The organism is Geobacillus sp. LYN3 (assembly GCF_003064505.1).
GTDB classification, from domain to species: domain Bacteria; phylum Bacillota; class Bacilli; order Bacillales; family Anoxybacillaceae; genus Parageobacillus_B; species Parageobacillus_B toebii.
The window spans coordinates 138,348-153,155 of the sequence record NZ_QCWL01000001.1 but is presented as its reverse complement, the minus strand read 5'-3'; the positions used below and the strand labels follow the sequence as shown (position 1 = coordinate 153,155).

Below are 14,808 nucleotides of genomic sequence, written 5' to 3'. Positions count from 1 at the left end.
TTGAAGCAGTCAAACTTCTTTGGAAGCCCCCACTTCAAATTTTCGCTAGAAATTAAGTGGGGGTAGTTCACTGCTATTGGATAATGAATTTCGTCCCTTTTTTTTGTTACAATAGGTAATAAAGACTAATGGACGAGGAAGGTATGAACGATGAAAACAGCCATTGTAACGGATAGCACCGCTTATATTCCGAAAGAAGTGCGCGATAAGCTAAGGATTCATATGATTCCGTTGAGCGTCTCGTTTGGCGCGGAAACGTATCGTGAGGAAATAGATATTAGCACGGAACAATTTTACGACAAAGTAAAGCAGCATAAAGAGCTGCCGACCACCTCCCAGCCAGCGGTTGGCGAATTTGTCAAACTATTTACATCGCTCCGTGACGAAGGATACGATGCGGTCATTAGCATTCATCTCTCGAGCGGCATTAGCGGAACATACCAAGGTGCACTGACGGCAGGGAATATGGTCGATGGTCTGCAAGTGTACGCGTATGATTCGGAAATCAGCTGCATGGCCCAAGGTTTTTACACGATCGAAGCAGCGAAGATGGCGCTTGATGGGAAAACGCCAGAGGAAATCATCGCACGGCTCGATGAAGTGAAAAAAACGTTGCGCGCTTACTTTATGGTAGACGATTTATCGCATTTGCAGCGCGGCGGAAGATTGACAGGCGCGCAGGCGTTCATCGGCGGACTGCTGCAAATTAAGCCGCTGCTTCACTTTGAAAATAAAGTGATCGTTCCGTTTGAAAAAATTCGCACGCGCAAAAAAGCAGTGAAACGCATTGAAGAATTGTTTGCCGAAGACGCAGCCAAAAGAGTGCCGCTCAAAGCCGCGATCATTCACGCGAATCGTCCAGACGAGGCGGAACAATGGAAGCAGGAACTGTCAAGCAAGTATCCGCATGTCGAATTCATGGTGAGCTACTTCGGCCCAGTCATCGGCACCCATCTTGGCGAAGGTGCGTTAGGACTAACATGGTATCAACCGTAATCTTGTTGATCCCTATGCCGCAAAGCTTTATGCGGCATAGGGACGAACAATACGAAATGGAGGGAGCGTATTGCGTTTTATTGTGGATGAAGGAAGGTTGATTCCCGAAGCATTGGCCAAAACCAATGACCAAACTGCTAAACCGATCAGCTACATTGATGTCGCGTCTTCTATCCCACTGCACCCCGAGTTTCCTTACTCCCCAGAACTCCTTTCCTTTCTGGAAGGAAAACAGCTTCTCCTCGAGGAACTTCCTTTTCCTCTCGAGATGATTCAAGCCCATTATGAACACGGCTACCTTTCCTATGAAAAAGGGATTGCGAAAACGAAACATGGATGGCGTTGCATAAGGTGCGGAAACGAGGAGAATCATTTTTTCGCCTCATTTCCTTGTGCACGCTGTCAAGCGGTTTGTACATATTGCCGCAAATGCATTATGATGGGACGTGTCAGCGCATGTACCCCGCTGGTTGTATCCCGCTTTTCCTTCCCTCAAGCTTGCTATTTTTCCCCGCTTTCCTGGAACGGAACGTTATCCCAAGGCCAGCAGCGTGCTGCCGATGCGGTGGAGGACGCAATCGTGCGGAATGACGAATTGCTCGTATGGGCGGTTTGTGGCGCTGGAAAAACGGAGGTATTGTTTCCAGGCATCGCGCGGGCGCTTGAGATGGGAAAACGCGTATGTATTGCCACACCAAGAACCGATGTTGTGCGCGAGCTTGCCCCTCGCTTGAAACAAGCATTTCCAGGCGTCCCATTGATCGCCTTGTACGGCGGCAGCGACGACCGCGGCAAATTCGCCCCTTTTGTTATTTCCACCACCCATCAGCTATTACGTTTTTACCGCGCTTTTGATGTGATGGTGATTGATGAAGTCGACGCCTTCCCGTATTCGGTGGAACCGATGCTTGAATATGCTGTCGCAAAAGCGCGCAAAGAGACCTCCAGCCTTATTTATTTAACCGCAACCCCTCACCCGAAGTGGCAGAAGGAAATCAAGCGCGGCAAACGAAAAGCGGTCACCATTCCCGCCCGCTACCACGGTTTTCCTCTTCCTGTCCCATCCTTTGAATGGTGTGGAAACTGGCGCAAGCAGTTAAAGCGCAGGCGTCTTCCCCGCAACGTCATCACCTGGGTGAAATTGCGCATTGAAACAGCAAAACAAGCGTTTTTATTCGTCCCCCATATTGATGAGCTCGAGCAAGTTGTACGTATATTGAAACTATTAGACGAGCGGATCGAAGGCGTTCACGCGGAAGATCCGAAGCGCGCGGAAAAAGTGCAAGCGTTTCGCGACGGGCATATTCCGCTTCTTGTCACTACGACGATTTTGGAACGCGGCGTGACCGTTCCGAACATTGACGTTGCCGTGCTTGGCGCGGAAGACCGCATTTTTACGGAAAGCGCGCTCGTGCAAATTGCCGGCCGCGTCGGGCGAAGCGCTCAATTTCCAAGCGGCGACATCCGTTTTTTCCATTACGGAAAAACGCGGGAAATGGTCGCGGCGAAACGGCAGATTGAGCGAATGAATAAGGAGGCGTCGGAAAGGGGGATGTTAAAAACGCAATGAAGTGCTTGATTTGCCATACGCCGTACAATCCGATGGTGAGTTGGCGGCATTTTTTGACATTAGAAAAAGCGGATTGTCTTTGTTCGAAATGCCGCAATGCGTTGATGAGGATTAACGGAGAAATTTGCGATATGTGCGGCCGCCCGTTTGCAGACCTTGAACCATCCCATCGTAAAGAGCGATTATGCATGGATTGTGTTCGCTGGCAAGAGGACGACGAGTGGAAAGATGTGTTGACGAAAAATCGGTCGGTGTATATGTACAATGAATTTATGAAAGAAGTGGTTGCGATTTGGAAATTTCGCGGCGACTACGCGATTGTCCAAGCGTTTCAAGAAGACTTTCGCCGTGAATTTTATCGTCATTTTGACCATACCTTTTTGATCGTTCCGATTCCCCTCAGCGCCGAGCGGCTGTACGAGCGAGGCTTTAACCAAGCAAAGGCGCTGGCCGAGCTGCTCGCTCTCCCCATCCACGATATCCTCACACGCCATCACCTCGAAAAACAATCCAAAAAATCGCGCCGTGAGCGATTGCGGACGGAAAACGTCTTTCAGTTTTCAGGAAAAATGCCTTTACAGGACAAGCATATTGTGTTAATCGACGATATTTATACGACAGGAACGACGTTAAGGCATGCGGCGAAGGTGTTGCGTCAAGCTGGAGCGATAGACGTCTCCTCCTTCACTCTCGTTCGGTCATAACTAGTCAGTAAACATCCGCTTGAGATATGCCGATATTAAAAATAGGGATATGATGAACGGAGAGTGATCGTGATGGAAGTTCGAAATTTCCTAACAAGACAAGCAGCTTTCGTGCATGAACAACCGATCCTATTAAAAAATGGTGAAACGTATGAGGCAACGATAAAAGAAAAAATAAATATCAATGAAGCGATAGTGAATATAAAAGGAACGGATATTCGTGTTCAAGTAGAAGGGGAATTGCCTCAAGAAGGACGTGTGATGATAGAGGTAACAGCCCAACAAGGCGATATTCCAGTAGTGAAAGTGATCCCACGACCTCAACCTGCAGCAAAGCCGCAAATGAATGATATCACAACACTTTTAACCAAACTCGGTGCAGGGGAAAATGTGCCTACTGAGTTAAAACAAGCGGCACAATTGTTACTATCTAAAGAAATGCCGCTAACGAAAGAAACGGTTGCCGTATTAAAAACATTTTTCGCTGAAGCCCCGGGTACGGTCGAACAAAAACTAGATACGATTCGTGCTTTAGTAAATAAAAAATTAGAAGTAACAAACACACAAATAACAGCGGTTCATGAGGCGCTGCACGGAAAGCCGCTGGGTGAAGTGTTAACATCCATCGCCAAACAACTGGATGCAAGTTTTACATTTACAAAACAAGAAATTGAAAACAATGGTCGTATTACAAAAGAAGCAATTGCGAATGTTCGTAAAGAAATTCAACGTGAGCCGAATTTTGCCAAAGTAATCGAACGCGTTGCCGAGTTAGCTAAAGCGGCAGAAACAGATGTATCGGAAGCCTTAAATAGAGCGGTGCGTGAAGCGGTCGTTTTCCATGAAAAAGGTCAAGAATCATTTGCCCGCAGTAAAATCATGCAAACATTAGTGTTGTTGGAACAATCTGTTTCTCAAGAAGCGGGCGTTCAACGCGGAATGAGCGAGGATGACCTGGTAGAACAAGTGAAAAAACTACGTGACTATGTGCAGCGCGAGCTGTTAGTAGGGAAAGCGATTGCGATTGTAAAAGAAAAGATGGTGGATAACAAAAACATTTCTCATGATGTTCAAGAAAAAATAGCTGCAACTCTCCAGGAAGTAGAGAGATTACGACAAATAGGCCAACCCCTTTCTGCCAAAGCAAAGTTAGTGCAGGCATTGACACAAATGGAGGATGAAATAGCATCCAGCTCCAAAACGACAGAAGCGAAAGTTCATGATGGGGTCGAACAGACGGTACAGGCGCTGCAAAAAGCGAAAGACATCATTCGGAATACGAACCATTTGCCGGAAGCAATTCAACGATTAAAAAATGAAGTTATTAGTCATGTAGATGAGAAAACGGCAGCAGAAATCGAAACATTCATTGAACGTTTGTCTATTGCTCAAAAAGCTGGCAAAGACCGCCTTATTCAAGCATTCGAACAAATTGAAAAAGAACTTGCGCGCAAACAAGCCGGCCAAACAGAAAGACCGTTAGAAATGGCAAAGCAGCGAATAAATCAAGTTGGACAAACATTTCGCACGAACGAAGCGAAGGCCCAACCGTCTCAAAATCTTACAGAACTAGTAAAAGATGTGCGTAGTCAGGTCATGAAGGGAGATGACTTAACGAAAGCATTGGCACAGATTCGCACACAACTTGTTGATAACGACGATGTGCCAAAGGAAGTACAACAAAAAGTCGATCAAGTCCTTAAAGAAGCGCAGGTTCTGAAAGCGAACGGTCAAGAAGCAATAGCGCGCCATCAAGTCATTCAAGCATTAACGGAGGTAGAACAATCTGTTGGGCAAGAGAAACCGAACGTACGAGATGTTGCGAACCAAGTGAAACAAGTACGTGAACAAGCAGCACGCGAACCGAACTTGTCCAAAGCGGTAGAACAGGTTCGCCAACACATCGTGGATGCGCCAGAAATGGATCGGGAAGTAGCCGAAAAAGTGAATCGAGCACTGCGTGAAGTAGTACAACTTCAGCAACAAGGCCGCGAAGTCGAGGTCCGTGTTCGTTTAATGCAGGCGTTAACGCAGGCAGAGGAAGCATTGCGTGCCAATGAAGCAAAACCTCAACCGTCTCAAAATCTTGTGGAACTAGTGAAAGACGTGCGCAGCCAGGTCATGAAGGAAGTCAATTTGACAAAAGCGTTGGTACATGTCCGTACGCAGCTCGTTCATAACGACCATGTGCCTGTGGAAGTACAACAAAAAATGGAAAAAGCCATCAAAGACGCTTCGCTGTTACAACAAATCGGCCGGGAAACATTCGCGAAAAACCATCTCATTCGCACGCTTGAACAAGTAGAAAAAGCTGTAGCAGCAAAAGAACAAAAGCCGCAAGTTGATCTGCTTGAAACGATTCAACAAGTAAAACAAACAATCGACAAAGCGGAGACCATCGAAGCGGCGATCCGAGAAATACGCCAGCAGCTTCATCGTTTTTCCGATAAGAACATCGCAACACAGTTGACAAAAGCAATGTTTGAAGCGGCAAAACTTGATAAAAGTGGTCGCGAGCAGCTTCTTGCGAGTCTTACAAATTTAGAAAACGAACAAATGAAAGATATAACGAATGAAAAAGAAATATCCAATCAACATGTATATGATGCCGTTCGCAAAGCAATCAAAACACTTCATCGTGAAGCAAACTTAGAAAAAGCGTTGGACTTTATTAAAACGGAAACGATGCCGCGATTAACCGAAGAACCAGAGCTCGGGAAAAAACTAGCGGACTCTTTTACGAAAGCATTGCAGCTGAAAGAAAACGGAAGAGAACTTGCTGCAAGACAAACGATGCTAGAAACATTGACGGAAATCGAAACATCATTGCCTCCGGCGGCCAACGAAGAAACTGATCCATCCACTAGCTTAGATAGCCTTTTTGATTCCGAATGGCAAACAAGCATACAATTGCAAACAAAAGATATCATTGTACAAACCGTTACGAAAAAAATGTCGCAAGCGGCGATTGACTTTAAAAATATAAAACGCGACATTATGCGTAATTTAGAGACGATTTCGCAATTAATCGATAAATATAAACAAAGCGCCCAATCTCAGGCGAAACAGCTTTTAGAAACGACAATTAAGCAATTAGACAACGCCATTTTAAAAAGCGATATGATGTTATTTACCGATATGATGACAGAAAAACAATTAATGAAAGCAAGTTCACAGCTCGCCGAGGCGAAAAAACGATTGAATAAGGGCGATTATAGCGGTTCGCAAAAAATCGTGAAAGAAGTAAAAGATGTACTCGCAAAAATGCAATTTAAACCATCTGATGTGAAAGTGAAACATTTTGTGGCAGACGAAAGCTTAAAGTTTGCTGGTTCGCCAAAAGAGTTTTTAACGCAGATGAATAAAACGGTTCAACCTGTTGCGCTTGAACCATCAGCACGGCAAATGTTTGAAACGATTCGCCGGCTCGGTTTAACTCATGATTACGAAGTCGCTGAATCGCTCGTTTTTAAAGGAAACAATGGAGAAGCACCACAACAAAATATGAAGGCAATGTTCTTGAAACTTGCCCAAAGCGGAAACGAGCAAGTAGCACAACAAGCGGAACAAGCGTTAAATAATCTTACGGGGCAACAACTGTTAAATAAATTTGATGCAGGCGCGAATGTGCAAAGCTTTTTCTTCACGTTACCGCTGTTATTACAAAATGAAGTACGAAGCATAAAAGTGTATGTGAATTCTCGCAAAGACGGCGAACGAATTGACTGGGAAAATTGCAGTTTATATTTCTTGCTTGAGACGAAAAAATTAGGCGATATTGGGATTTTACTGAATGCAAATGAAAGAAATCTTTCGATTACGTTTCGTAACGACAAAGAGGATTTTGCGGAGAAGATTCAACCACTTATGGATGTTGCCAAAGAAAGATTAGAAGAAATCGGTTATCATGTCACCGGAGTGAACGTGACAAAATTATCGAAAGAAAATATGCCAATGAAAGAGTCGAAACCGATATCACAGACACCATCTTATGCAACATTTACGGAGAAAGGATACGATTTTACAATATGATCCAAAAATATTTTAACCAAAAAAAACGAAGTCAAATAAACGGTCCCACAGCAGCGGTTATTCGTTACGATGAAGAAACCGGAAAATCACCGACTGTCGTCGCTCAAGGAACAGGATATGTGGCGCAAAAGATTATTGAATTAGCGAAACAACATAACGTTCATATCCAAGAAGATCCACTCCTTGTGCAAAACTTGTTAAACCTTGATTTAGGTGACAGCATTCCCCCGCAACTATACGCTGTCATTGCGGAAATTTTAATATTAATAGAAGAAATAGAAAAAAACTATTAAACTACGTCGATAAATGGCCGATATAAAAAATAGAGAGCAAACGGGGGTGTACAATTTGGAGGTCCTCACTGAAGAAATTGTTTATAAAAAAAATTCCCAACAACTAACGGCCCTGCTTTATGAAGGACTCATTGAAAGTTTAGAAGCAGCGATTACATTGATTGAACAAAAAAATTATATAGACGCCAATAAACGGCTGCAAAAAGCCAATGATATTCTCCGCCGGCTCGGTGTCGGGTTAAAATATGATGCCGGCATTATCGCTCATCAATTAGATGCGCTTTACAACTATATGGCAGAACGTCTCATTGAGGCCAATATGAAGAAAGACGTTTCCATCATTAAAGAAGTGCTTCAATTAATAACGACGATTTCATCCGCTTGGAACGAAGCGTTGAAAAAAGAACCGCAGCCAATGACAAAATCGTTTATGCAAAAAGCAGCAGCTTACGAAAAATTTGTGACCACATACGAAGAAAAATAAGATAAAGGAGCGAAAATACATGAGAATTAATCATAACATTCAAGCATTAAACGCCTATCGCAACTTAGCGGCAAACCAATTGAGCGTCTCTAAAAACTTAGAAAGATTATCATCTGGTTTACGCATTAACCGCGCGGCAGACGACGCGGCTGGTCTCGCCATCTCTGAAAAAATGCGTTCGCAAATTCGTGGGCTTCAAATGGCAGAGCGCAATGCGTTAGACGCAATCTCGCTCATCCAAACGGCGGAAGGGGCTTTAAACGAAGTACATAGCATTTTGCAGCGCATGAGAGAGCTTGCGGTGCAAGCGGCGAATGATACACTTGAGGCAAGTGATCGTGCAGCGATTCAAGCAGAAATTGACCAGCTTACTAAGGAAATCGATCGTATTGCCGATACGACACAATTTAACCAAAAGATTTTGTTTAGTGGTTCGCCAAAAGGGAAAGCTTTTGCGGAAGTGAATTCTTCGAAGGTGAGTTATGTCGGTAACGGAACGTGGGAGGGGGTTGTTACAACAGCACCAACCGCACCTGCACAGGTTGTTTTAGATTTTTCAGTAAACTTCGGAATGCTTACGCAAAATCAAATTGACGGACAAATTTTTACGATTAACGGCAAAACGTATCAAATCGATGCGAAAAATGATGGTGTTACAAACACAGGGCATATTCGTGTAGATGTTTCCTCTTGGGTTGACCCGAGTAATGATAGCGATGTAATTGCAAATATTAACAACTTAATGGCAGCGTTAAAAGATGCAATTATATTAAACGACAGCACGTTTAGCTCGGCAAGCCAGATAACACTAGCTTCAGATACAGGTACTACATCGGACAATACTATTAACAACGGGCAACTGACCTTGTTAACTACAAAAAACATGTCATCAAAAGAAGCAAATAAAATTCAAGTATCTTCTTCGTTTGACAACACTAAATTGAAATATTTGCCAACAGATACTTCAACGAATGAAGTTAACACTTTGGTCGCAAGTGGTACATCAGCAACGTCTGAATCGTTTACGCTATCTTTTAATGATGTTCCAAAAAACGGTGATATATTAAAAATAGATAATTTAAAAATCACGTTTAGTGATTCGACAACTGCTTCGTATTCATGGAGCGGAACGGAAGGAACAGCGACCATTAACGTCAGTGGCAAGAGTGTAACAGACGTGCTTAATGAAATTAAGGATGTTCTTGATGATGCTGTAGCGGATACTGCGAACAGACCTGTTGATGCGTTGACTTTCCACAGTGTAGTAGATAATATGTTGCTTCTCTCTACTAATCGAACAGAAGATGGAGCACCATTTGGTTTTTCAAACGGACTAGAGATTCAGGTGATTGATCGTAGTTTTGGGGACAAAGAAGGTCAAAAATTAAATCTTGAAATGCAAATCGGAGCAAATGAATCGGAAACGCTAGGATTCGATTTGAGTGTGATGGATGCTGCAAGCTTAGGATTGGCTCGCAAAGCAGACCATACAACGCCTCTTAGCGTGGGAGTAAATGCAGAAGCAGGAATTGATGTGTCATCATCTGCTCAAGCGGCTCGTGCTGCGATTACTATAATTGATCAGGCTATCAGTAAAGTATCCGAAGAACGCGGAAAACTAGGCGCCGTCCAAAATCGCCTCGAGCACACGATCAATAACTTAAAAACGGCAAACGAAAACTTAACATCCGCTGAATCCCGCATTCGCGATACCGACATGGCGATGGAGATGGCAGAGTTTACGAAAAACAATATCTTAACCCAAGCGGCACAAGCGATGCTCGCGCAATCAAACCAGTTGCCGCAAGGAATTTTACAATTATTGAAAAGCTAATGTTTCCTAAAGGGGTGGGTCAACAAGACCTCGCCCTTTTTTTGTAGTTGTGCGATAATGGGGATAACAAGAGGTGATGACGATGGAAGTGCAGAAAGTAACAAGGGCGACCGTATCGAACGTTAGCCGTAAAGAAGAAACAGCGATGGAATCGGTGTCATTTACCGAAGTGATGGCGAAAAAACGAAATGATATCGTCTGGGAACGCGTGCAGCAACAAGTCCAACAAATCGAAGAACAAGGGAAAAAGCTCGCCGAATCGCGAACGATCGAGGACTTGAAAAAATATAAACAGCTTGTCAAGCAATTTTTGGACGACGCCGTCAAAAACGGCCTACAGTTGGAAGAACAGCGCGGATTCAGCCGCGGCGGCCGGGCGCGCATTTATAAAATCGTCAAAGAAGTGGACCGCAAATTAATCGAATTAACAAATAACGTATTGCAAAAGGAACAAAAAGGACTGGATATATTGCGCATCGTGGGGGAAATTCAAGGACTCATTATTAACATTTACACGTAAATGAAAGCGGGGAGGGGAAAACGATGGGAGAGCTTACAAACTGTCCGAGATGCGGGCGGCTTTTTGTCAAACATTCCATTCGTGATGTTTGCGAACAGTGCTATAAAGAAGAAGAGGCATTGTTTGAAAAAGTGTATCAATTTCTCCGTAAACGCGAAAACCGCACTGCCACGATGGCGCAAGTCGTCGAGGCGACGGGAGTAAGCGAATCGCTCATTACGAAATGGATTAAAATAGGGCGGCTCCAGCTTGTTCATTTTCCAAATCTCGGCTATCCTTGCGAATCGTGCGGCACGATGATCCGCGAAGGGCAACTTTGTCCGAAATGTAGAACAAGGATTCAAACACAATTAAAGCAGCTTGAGGAAGAAAAACAGCGACAACGACAAAGAATGGTAACTTATTATGTCCAAAAAGATGAGGAGCATTAAACATTCGCTTCTTTGTTCCGATATAAATAGTAGGCAGATGAACGTTGAACGAGAAAAGCGAGGTGAACAGCGTGAAAATTCATCATATAGGTCCGATGAACGTCAATCCGTATGAGCGGCAGTTTAATAAAGTGGAGCGGCAAGTTCCGTCTACAAGAAAAAAAGATCAAGTCGAAATTTCTGAAGCGGCGAAAGAATTGCAGGAAGCATCGAAATGGGAAAGCGCTCGCCAAGAAAAAGTCGAACGGTTAAAACAACAAGTGCAAAACGGTACGTACACGATTGACCCGAAAGCAATCGCCAAAAGCATCATTGAATATTATCGAAAACAATAAAAACGGAGCGAACGATGATGACGTTTTCTGGGCTTATTTCGATATTAGAAGCGCAAGCGAAGCTGCATGAAAGTTTATACAAGCTCGCCCAGCGCAAAACGGAAGCGTTGAAAAAAAATGACATGGATGCATTGTCGATGTTAATGAACGAAGAACAAAAACATATTTTCGCCATTCGACAGTTCGAGGAACGGCGAGTGCGCTGGATGGAAAAAACATTTCCAAACGCGCAAAACATGACGATCACCCGTTGCATTGAGCTTGCCGATAAAACGGAACGAGAGAAACTTACCAAGCTATATGAACGGTTGACGGAAACGATCGCACAACTCAAACAGGCAAATGAATTAAATAAACAGCTGTTAGAGCAGTCTTTGCAGTTTGTCTCGGCTATGTTGGATGTGGCCATGCCATCCGCCCAGCCGATTACGTATAACGAAACGAACCAATACGAAGAGTCGTTAAACCGCTCCATATTCGAGTCAAAGGCTTAAGGAGAATAAGCATTAAGGAGGTGTAGACCTGGTTGCTAAAATCGTTGTCGTGTACTGACCGATGGAAGGAATGGTGCACGACAGATGCCGTCGCTAACCGCGATCCACGGGGTGTCTTTCACAGCAGGTGAATGACAAGGGAAATTCCCTTCCTGATGGAACTCAGGTGTTTCCTGAGCGGCAAGCGGTGTTTCCTGTTTCCATCGCGATGAGTCGATTTTTATAGATTTTAGTAACCAGGAGAACGATGCTTTCGACATTTCACGGATTAGAAGCTGCCAAGCGCGGCATGATGACCCAGCAAGCCGCACTTTACGTAACAGGGCATAACGTTGCGAACGCAAACACGCCTGGATTTACAAGACAGCGCGTCAATTTTGTACAGACGGAGCCATTTCCCTCCCCTGGTCTGAATCGTCCGCAAATCCCAGGGCAGATGGGGACAGGTGTAAAAGCAGGTTCGGTTGAGCGTGTGCGCGAATACTTTTTAGACATTCAATATCGCGGGGAAAACAACAAGCTTGGTTATTGGGAAGCGCGCGCGGATGCCATCGCCAAGATGGAAGACATCATGAACGAACCGTCGGATAACGGATTGGCGAAAACGATGGATCAGTTTTGGCAAGCGCTGCAAGACTTAAGCGTCAATCCCGAAAACGAAGGGGCGCGGTCTGTTGTACGCCAGCGCGGACTTGCCGTAGTCGAAACGTTCCATTATTTATCCAACTCGTTATCGCAAATTCAAACCGATATCGGCACGCAGATTGGTGTGACGATTACACAAATTAACTCTCTCGCAAAACAAATCAGCGAGATTAACCAACAAATTGCGAGTGTCGAACCGAATGGCTATTTGCCGAACGATCTGTATGACGAACGCGACCGTCTTATTGACGAGCTTTCCAAACTGATTAACGTACAAGTCGAAAAACATCCAACCGGCGGAAACGCGCCAGCAACGGCGGAAGGGACATATGATATTTATTTCCTCAACGGAAACGAAAAAGTATATCTCGTCCAAGGCGGGGATTTTCAATCGATTTCATTTCCAGATGGTCAAGATGTGGACGGGGACAAAGAGCACATCAAGGAAATGCCGCCAGCTACGGGAGTCACAGAGTTGCAAGTGGGCGGCACGTCCGTTTCCTTCACCAGCAACAATCAAGTCACATTTCCAATGGGCAAACTGCGCGGACTCATCGAAGCGTACGGCTACGTAAACGGGCAGGATAGCAACGGTCAGCCAATCGTGACAGGTATTTATCCGGATATGTTAAATAACTTAGATAAGCTTGCTTATACATTCGGTAAATTGTTTAATGCAGTTCACGAAAAAGGATATGGGCTCAACGGCGAAACGGGTGTTTCCTTTTTCGATGGACTTGGTCAAGAGGCAAAAGGAGCGGCAAAAACGATTCGTCTTTCTGCCGATATTGACGACCTTGCGAACATTGCTGCTTCCACGGAAGAAGGAAAGCCAGGAAACGGAAACAATGCGATTAACCTTGCCAACGTCGGGAGCATGTTGCTTTCTGCGGGTACAGTCAGTTTAATTGGTACAACAAACACGATCCAGATCAGCACGCTCAATCTGCCGTTGACTTCTGGCACGATTCAAACGAATTACCAAGGCTGGATTGGCAAAATCGGTGTCGACGGTCAGCAAGCCAACCGGATGAAAAACAATAGCGACGTCCTCCGCCAATCAGTGGAAGAGCGCCGTCAATCAGTTAGCTCCGTATCTCTTGATGAGGAAATGATGAACATGATTAAATTCCAGCACGCCTATAACGCGGCAGCGCGGCAAATTACTGTCGTGGATGAAATGCTCGATAAAATCATCAACGGAATGGGTATCGTCGGAAGGTAGGTGACTAAACGTGCGCGTCACGCAAAGCATGCTGGCAAATAATATGCTAAAACATTTAAGCGCTAGCTATGCGAACTTAGGAAAATATCAAGAACAGCTTTCCACGGGAAAGAAAATTAACCGCCCATCGGACGATCCTGTCGTGGCGATGAAAGGGATGGCGTATCGCACGAACTTAACGGAAGTCGAACAGTTGAAACGCAATTTTTCCGAAGCGTATAACTGGATCGAAAACTCGGACGCGGCGCTCGACAAAGCGACACAGGCGTTGCAGCGCATTCGCGAGCTCGTTGTTCAAGCAAGCAACGACACGTATGAAGAAACGCAGCGCCAAGCGATCTCGCAAGAAATTAAGCAGCTGACCGAACAGTTGGTGACGATCGCCAATACGAAAGTCGGCGACAAATATATTTTTAACGGCACAAACACGTTACAGCCTCCTGTGCAAATGGTGAACGGCTCCATTACAACATCGAACAATGCAGAAGAAGTAAAAATCGAATTAGCGAAAGGTATTTATATTGGTGTCAATGTGGATCCAACGAAAGTGTTCCATTATGACGCTTCACAAAAAGGAAAAGGGTTGTTCAGCGATTTGCAGTCGCTTGCTAACGATTTGGACGATCCGACCAAGACAGGAAAAGATATTAACGAATACCTCGGCTATATTGACCAACATATTAGCAAATTACTAAGCGCCCGCGCTGAGTTGGGGGCGCGTATGAACCGCGTCGAGTTGATGGAGGAGCGCATCGGCCAGCAAGAAATCATTGCACAAAAAATGCTGTCGGATAACGAAGACGTCGACATGGAACGCGTCATTACCGATTTAAAAGTGCAAGAAAGCGTCCATCGTGCCGCATTAGCGGTCGGCGCGCGCATCATTCAGCCAACGTTAGTCGACTTTTTGCGATAAGCTAGCTTTTTAGCTGGCTTTTTTCTTATCATGTTTCGACTCCGCCCGCCTAGCGCGGCGGTTTCGGCAAGGAGGTATAAGCAGTTTGTTAAACATCTATAAAAATGTATGAAATCATGTAAATGTCTCCTGTTATTGGACATGGAGGAATGGATGTTCTCCATCTTTTCCATCGTCTCCTGTCTGATGATAAAAAATCATCTCCCCCTTCCTCATGTAAAAAGGAGATGAAGAAGAGTTGGCGAATATATGTTCTGAAGGATCCAAACATAGGGGGAAGGCAAGGGGATGAAAACGGTTCGGGTGATGAAAATTGTTTCTCATGATGA

At 44.7% G+C, this 14,808-nt stretch carries 13 protein-coding genes; all 13 read left to right on the top strand.

What is annotated here, in order from left to right:
* Nucleotides 1–150: 150 nt before the first annotated feature.
* The 13 genes from DCC82_RS00845 (at nucleotide 151) to flgL (ending at nucleotide 14,479) form a co-directional block, all read left to right on the top strand.
* Nucleotides 151–996, top strand: coding sequence for a DegV family protein (locus DCC82_RS00845; RefSeq protein WP_097353866.1), 846 nt, complete (start codon nucleotides 151–153; stop codon nucleotides 994–996).
* Between the two features lie 70 nt (nucleotides 997–1,066).
* Nucleotides 1,067–2,566: an ATP-dependent helicase ComFA gene (locus DCC82_RS00840; RefSeq protein ID WP_097353865.1), complete on the top strand. Its 1,500-nt coding sequence runs from the start codon at nucleotides 1,067–1,069 to the stop codon at nucleotides 2,564–2,566.
* Nucleotides 2,563–3,270, top strand: coding sequence for a ComF family protein (locus DCC82_RS00835; RefSeq protein ID WP_097353864.1), 708 nt, complete (start codon nucleotides 2,563–2,565; stop codon nucleotides 3,268–3,270). The genes DCC82_RS00840 and DCC82_RS00835 overlap by 4 nt, the downstream gene beginning before the upstream one ends.
* A gap of 72 nt (nucleotides 3,271–3,342) precedes the next feature.
* Entirely contained in the window at nucleotides 3,343–7,302 is a 3,960-nt protein-coding gene (locus DCC82_RS00830) for a hypothetical protein (protein ID WP_097353863.1), read from the top strand.
* Entirely contained in the window at nucleotides 7,299–7,595 is a 297-nt protein-coding gene (locus DCC82_RS00825; protein ID WP_097353862.1) for an EscU/YscU/HrcU family type III secretion system export apparatus switch protein, read from the top strand. Before DCC82_RS00830 ends, DCC82_RS00825 begins: the two co-directional genes overlap by 4 nt.
* 55 nt (nucleotides 7,596–7,650) lie before the next feature.
* Nucleotides 7,651–8,079 carry a flagellar export chaperone FliS gene (fliS, locus tag DCC82_RS00820; protein WP_097353861.1) on the top strand — a complete coding sequence of 143 codons (429 nt, stop codon included), beginning with the start codon at nucleotides 7,651–7,653 and terminating at the stop codon, nucleotides 8,077–8,079.
* Nucleotides 8,080–8,098: 19 nt separating this feature from the next.
* Complete coding sequence (locus DCC82_RS00815) at nucleotides 8,099–9,913, top strand: flagellin N-terminal helical domain-containing protein (RefSeq protein WP_097353860.1); 1,815 nt, start codon at nucleotides 8,099–8,101, stop codon at nucleotides 9,911–9,913.
* An 82-nt stretch (nucleotides 9,914–9,995) separates the two neighbouring features.
* The gene (locus tag DCC82_RS00810) at nucleotides 9,996–10,433 is read left to right on the top strand and encodes a YaaR family protein (protein ID WP_097353859.1); all 438 of its coding nucleotides are present in this window, start codon (nucleotides 9,996–9,998) and stop codon (nucleotides 10,431–10,433) included.
* Nucleotides 10,434–10,456: 23 nt separating this feature from the next.
* Nucleotides 10,457–10,864 (top strand): TIGR03826 family flagellar region protein, encoded by a 408-nt coding sequence (locus DCC82_RS00805; RefSeq protein WP_097353858.1) that lies wholly within the window; start codon nucleotides 10,457–10,459, stop codon nucleotides 10,862–10,864.
* Nucleotides 10,865–10,935: 71 nt separating this feature from the next.
* Nucleotides 10,936–11,199 carry a flagellar biosynthesis anti-sigma factor FlgM gene (gene flgM / locus DCC82_RS00800; RefSeq protein WP_097353857.1) on the top strand — a complete coding sequence of 88 codons (264 nt, stop codon included), beginning with the start codon at nucleotides 10,936–10,938 and terminating at the stop codon, nucleotides 11,197–11,199.
* Nucleotides 11,200–11,213: 14 nt separating this feature from the next.
* Complete coding sequence (locus DCC82_RS00795; protein WP_233252886.1) at nucleotides 11,214–11,693, top strand: flagellar protein FlgN; 480 nt, start codon at nucleotides 11,214–11,216, stop codon at nucleotides 11,691–11,693.
* A gap of 247 nt (nucleotides 11,694–11,940) precedes the next feature.
* The gene (flgK, locus tag DCC82_RS00790; protein WP_097353855.1) at nucleotides 11,941–13,563 is read left to right on the top strand and encodes a flagellar hook-associated protein FlgK; all 1,623 of its coding nucleotides are present in this window, start codon (nucleotides 11,941–11,943) and stop codon (nucleotides 13,561–13,563) included.
* 10 nt (nucleotides 13,564–13,573) lie between these two features.
* The gene (gene flgL / locus DCC82_RS00785) at nucleotides 13,574–14,479 is read left to right on the top strand and encodes a flagellar hook-associated protein FlgL (RefSeq protein ID WP_097353854.1); all 906 of its coding nucleotides are present in this window, start codon (nucleotides 13,574–13,576) and stop codon (nucleotides 14,477–14,479) included.
* Nucleotides 14,480–14,808 lie beyond the last annotated feature (329 nt).

Coding starts and splice junctions, on each gene's coding strand:
- DCC82_RS00845 (WP_097353866.1), top strand. CDS start 151: ATGAAAACAGCCATTGTAACGGATAGCACCGCTTATATTCCGAAAGAA.
- DCC82_RS00835 (WP_097353864.1), top strand. CDS start 2,563: ATGAAGTGCTTGATTTGCCATACGCCGTACAATCCGATGGTGAGTTGG.
- DCC82_RS00830 (WP_097353863.1), top strand. CDS start 3,343: ATGGAAGTTCGAAATTTCCTAACAAGACAAGCAGCTTTCGTGCATGAA.
- DCC82_RS00825 (WP_097353862.1), top strand. CDS start 7,299: ATGATCCAAAAATATTTTAACCAAAAAAAACGAAGTCAAATAAACGGT.
- DCC82_RS00815 (WP_097353860.1), top strand. CDS start 8,099: ATGAGAATTAATCATAACATTCAAGCATTAAACGCCTATCGCAACTTA.
- DCC82_RS00810 (WP_097353859.1), top strand. CDS start 9,996: ATGGAAGTGCAGAAAGTAACAAGGGCGACCGTATCGAACGTTAGCCGT.
- DCC82_RS00805 (WP_097353858.1), top strand. CDS start 10,457: ATGGGAGAGCTTACAAACTGTCCGAGATGCGGGCGGCTTTTTGTCAAA.
- DCC82_RS00795 (WP_233252886.1), top strand. CDS start 11,214: ATGATGACGTTTTCTGGGCTTATTTCGATATTAGAAGCGCAAGCGAAG.
- flgK (WP_097353855.1), top strand. CDS start 11,941: ATGCTTTCGACATTTCACGGATTAGAAGCTGCCAAGCGCGGCATGATG.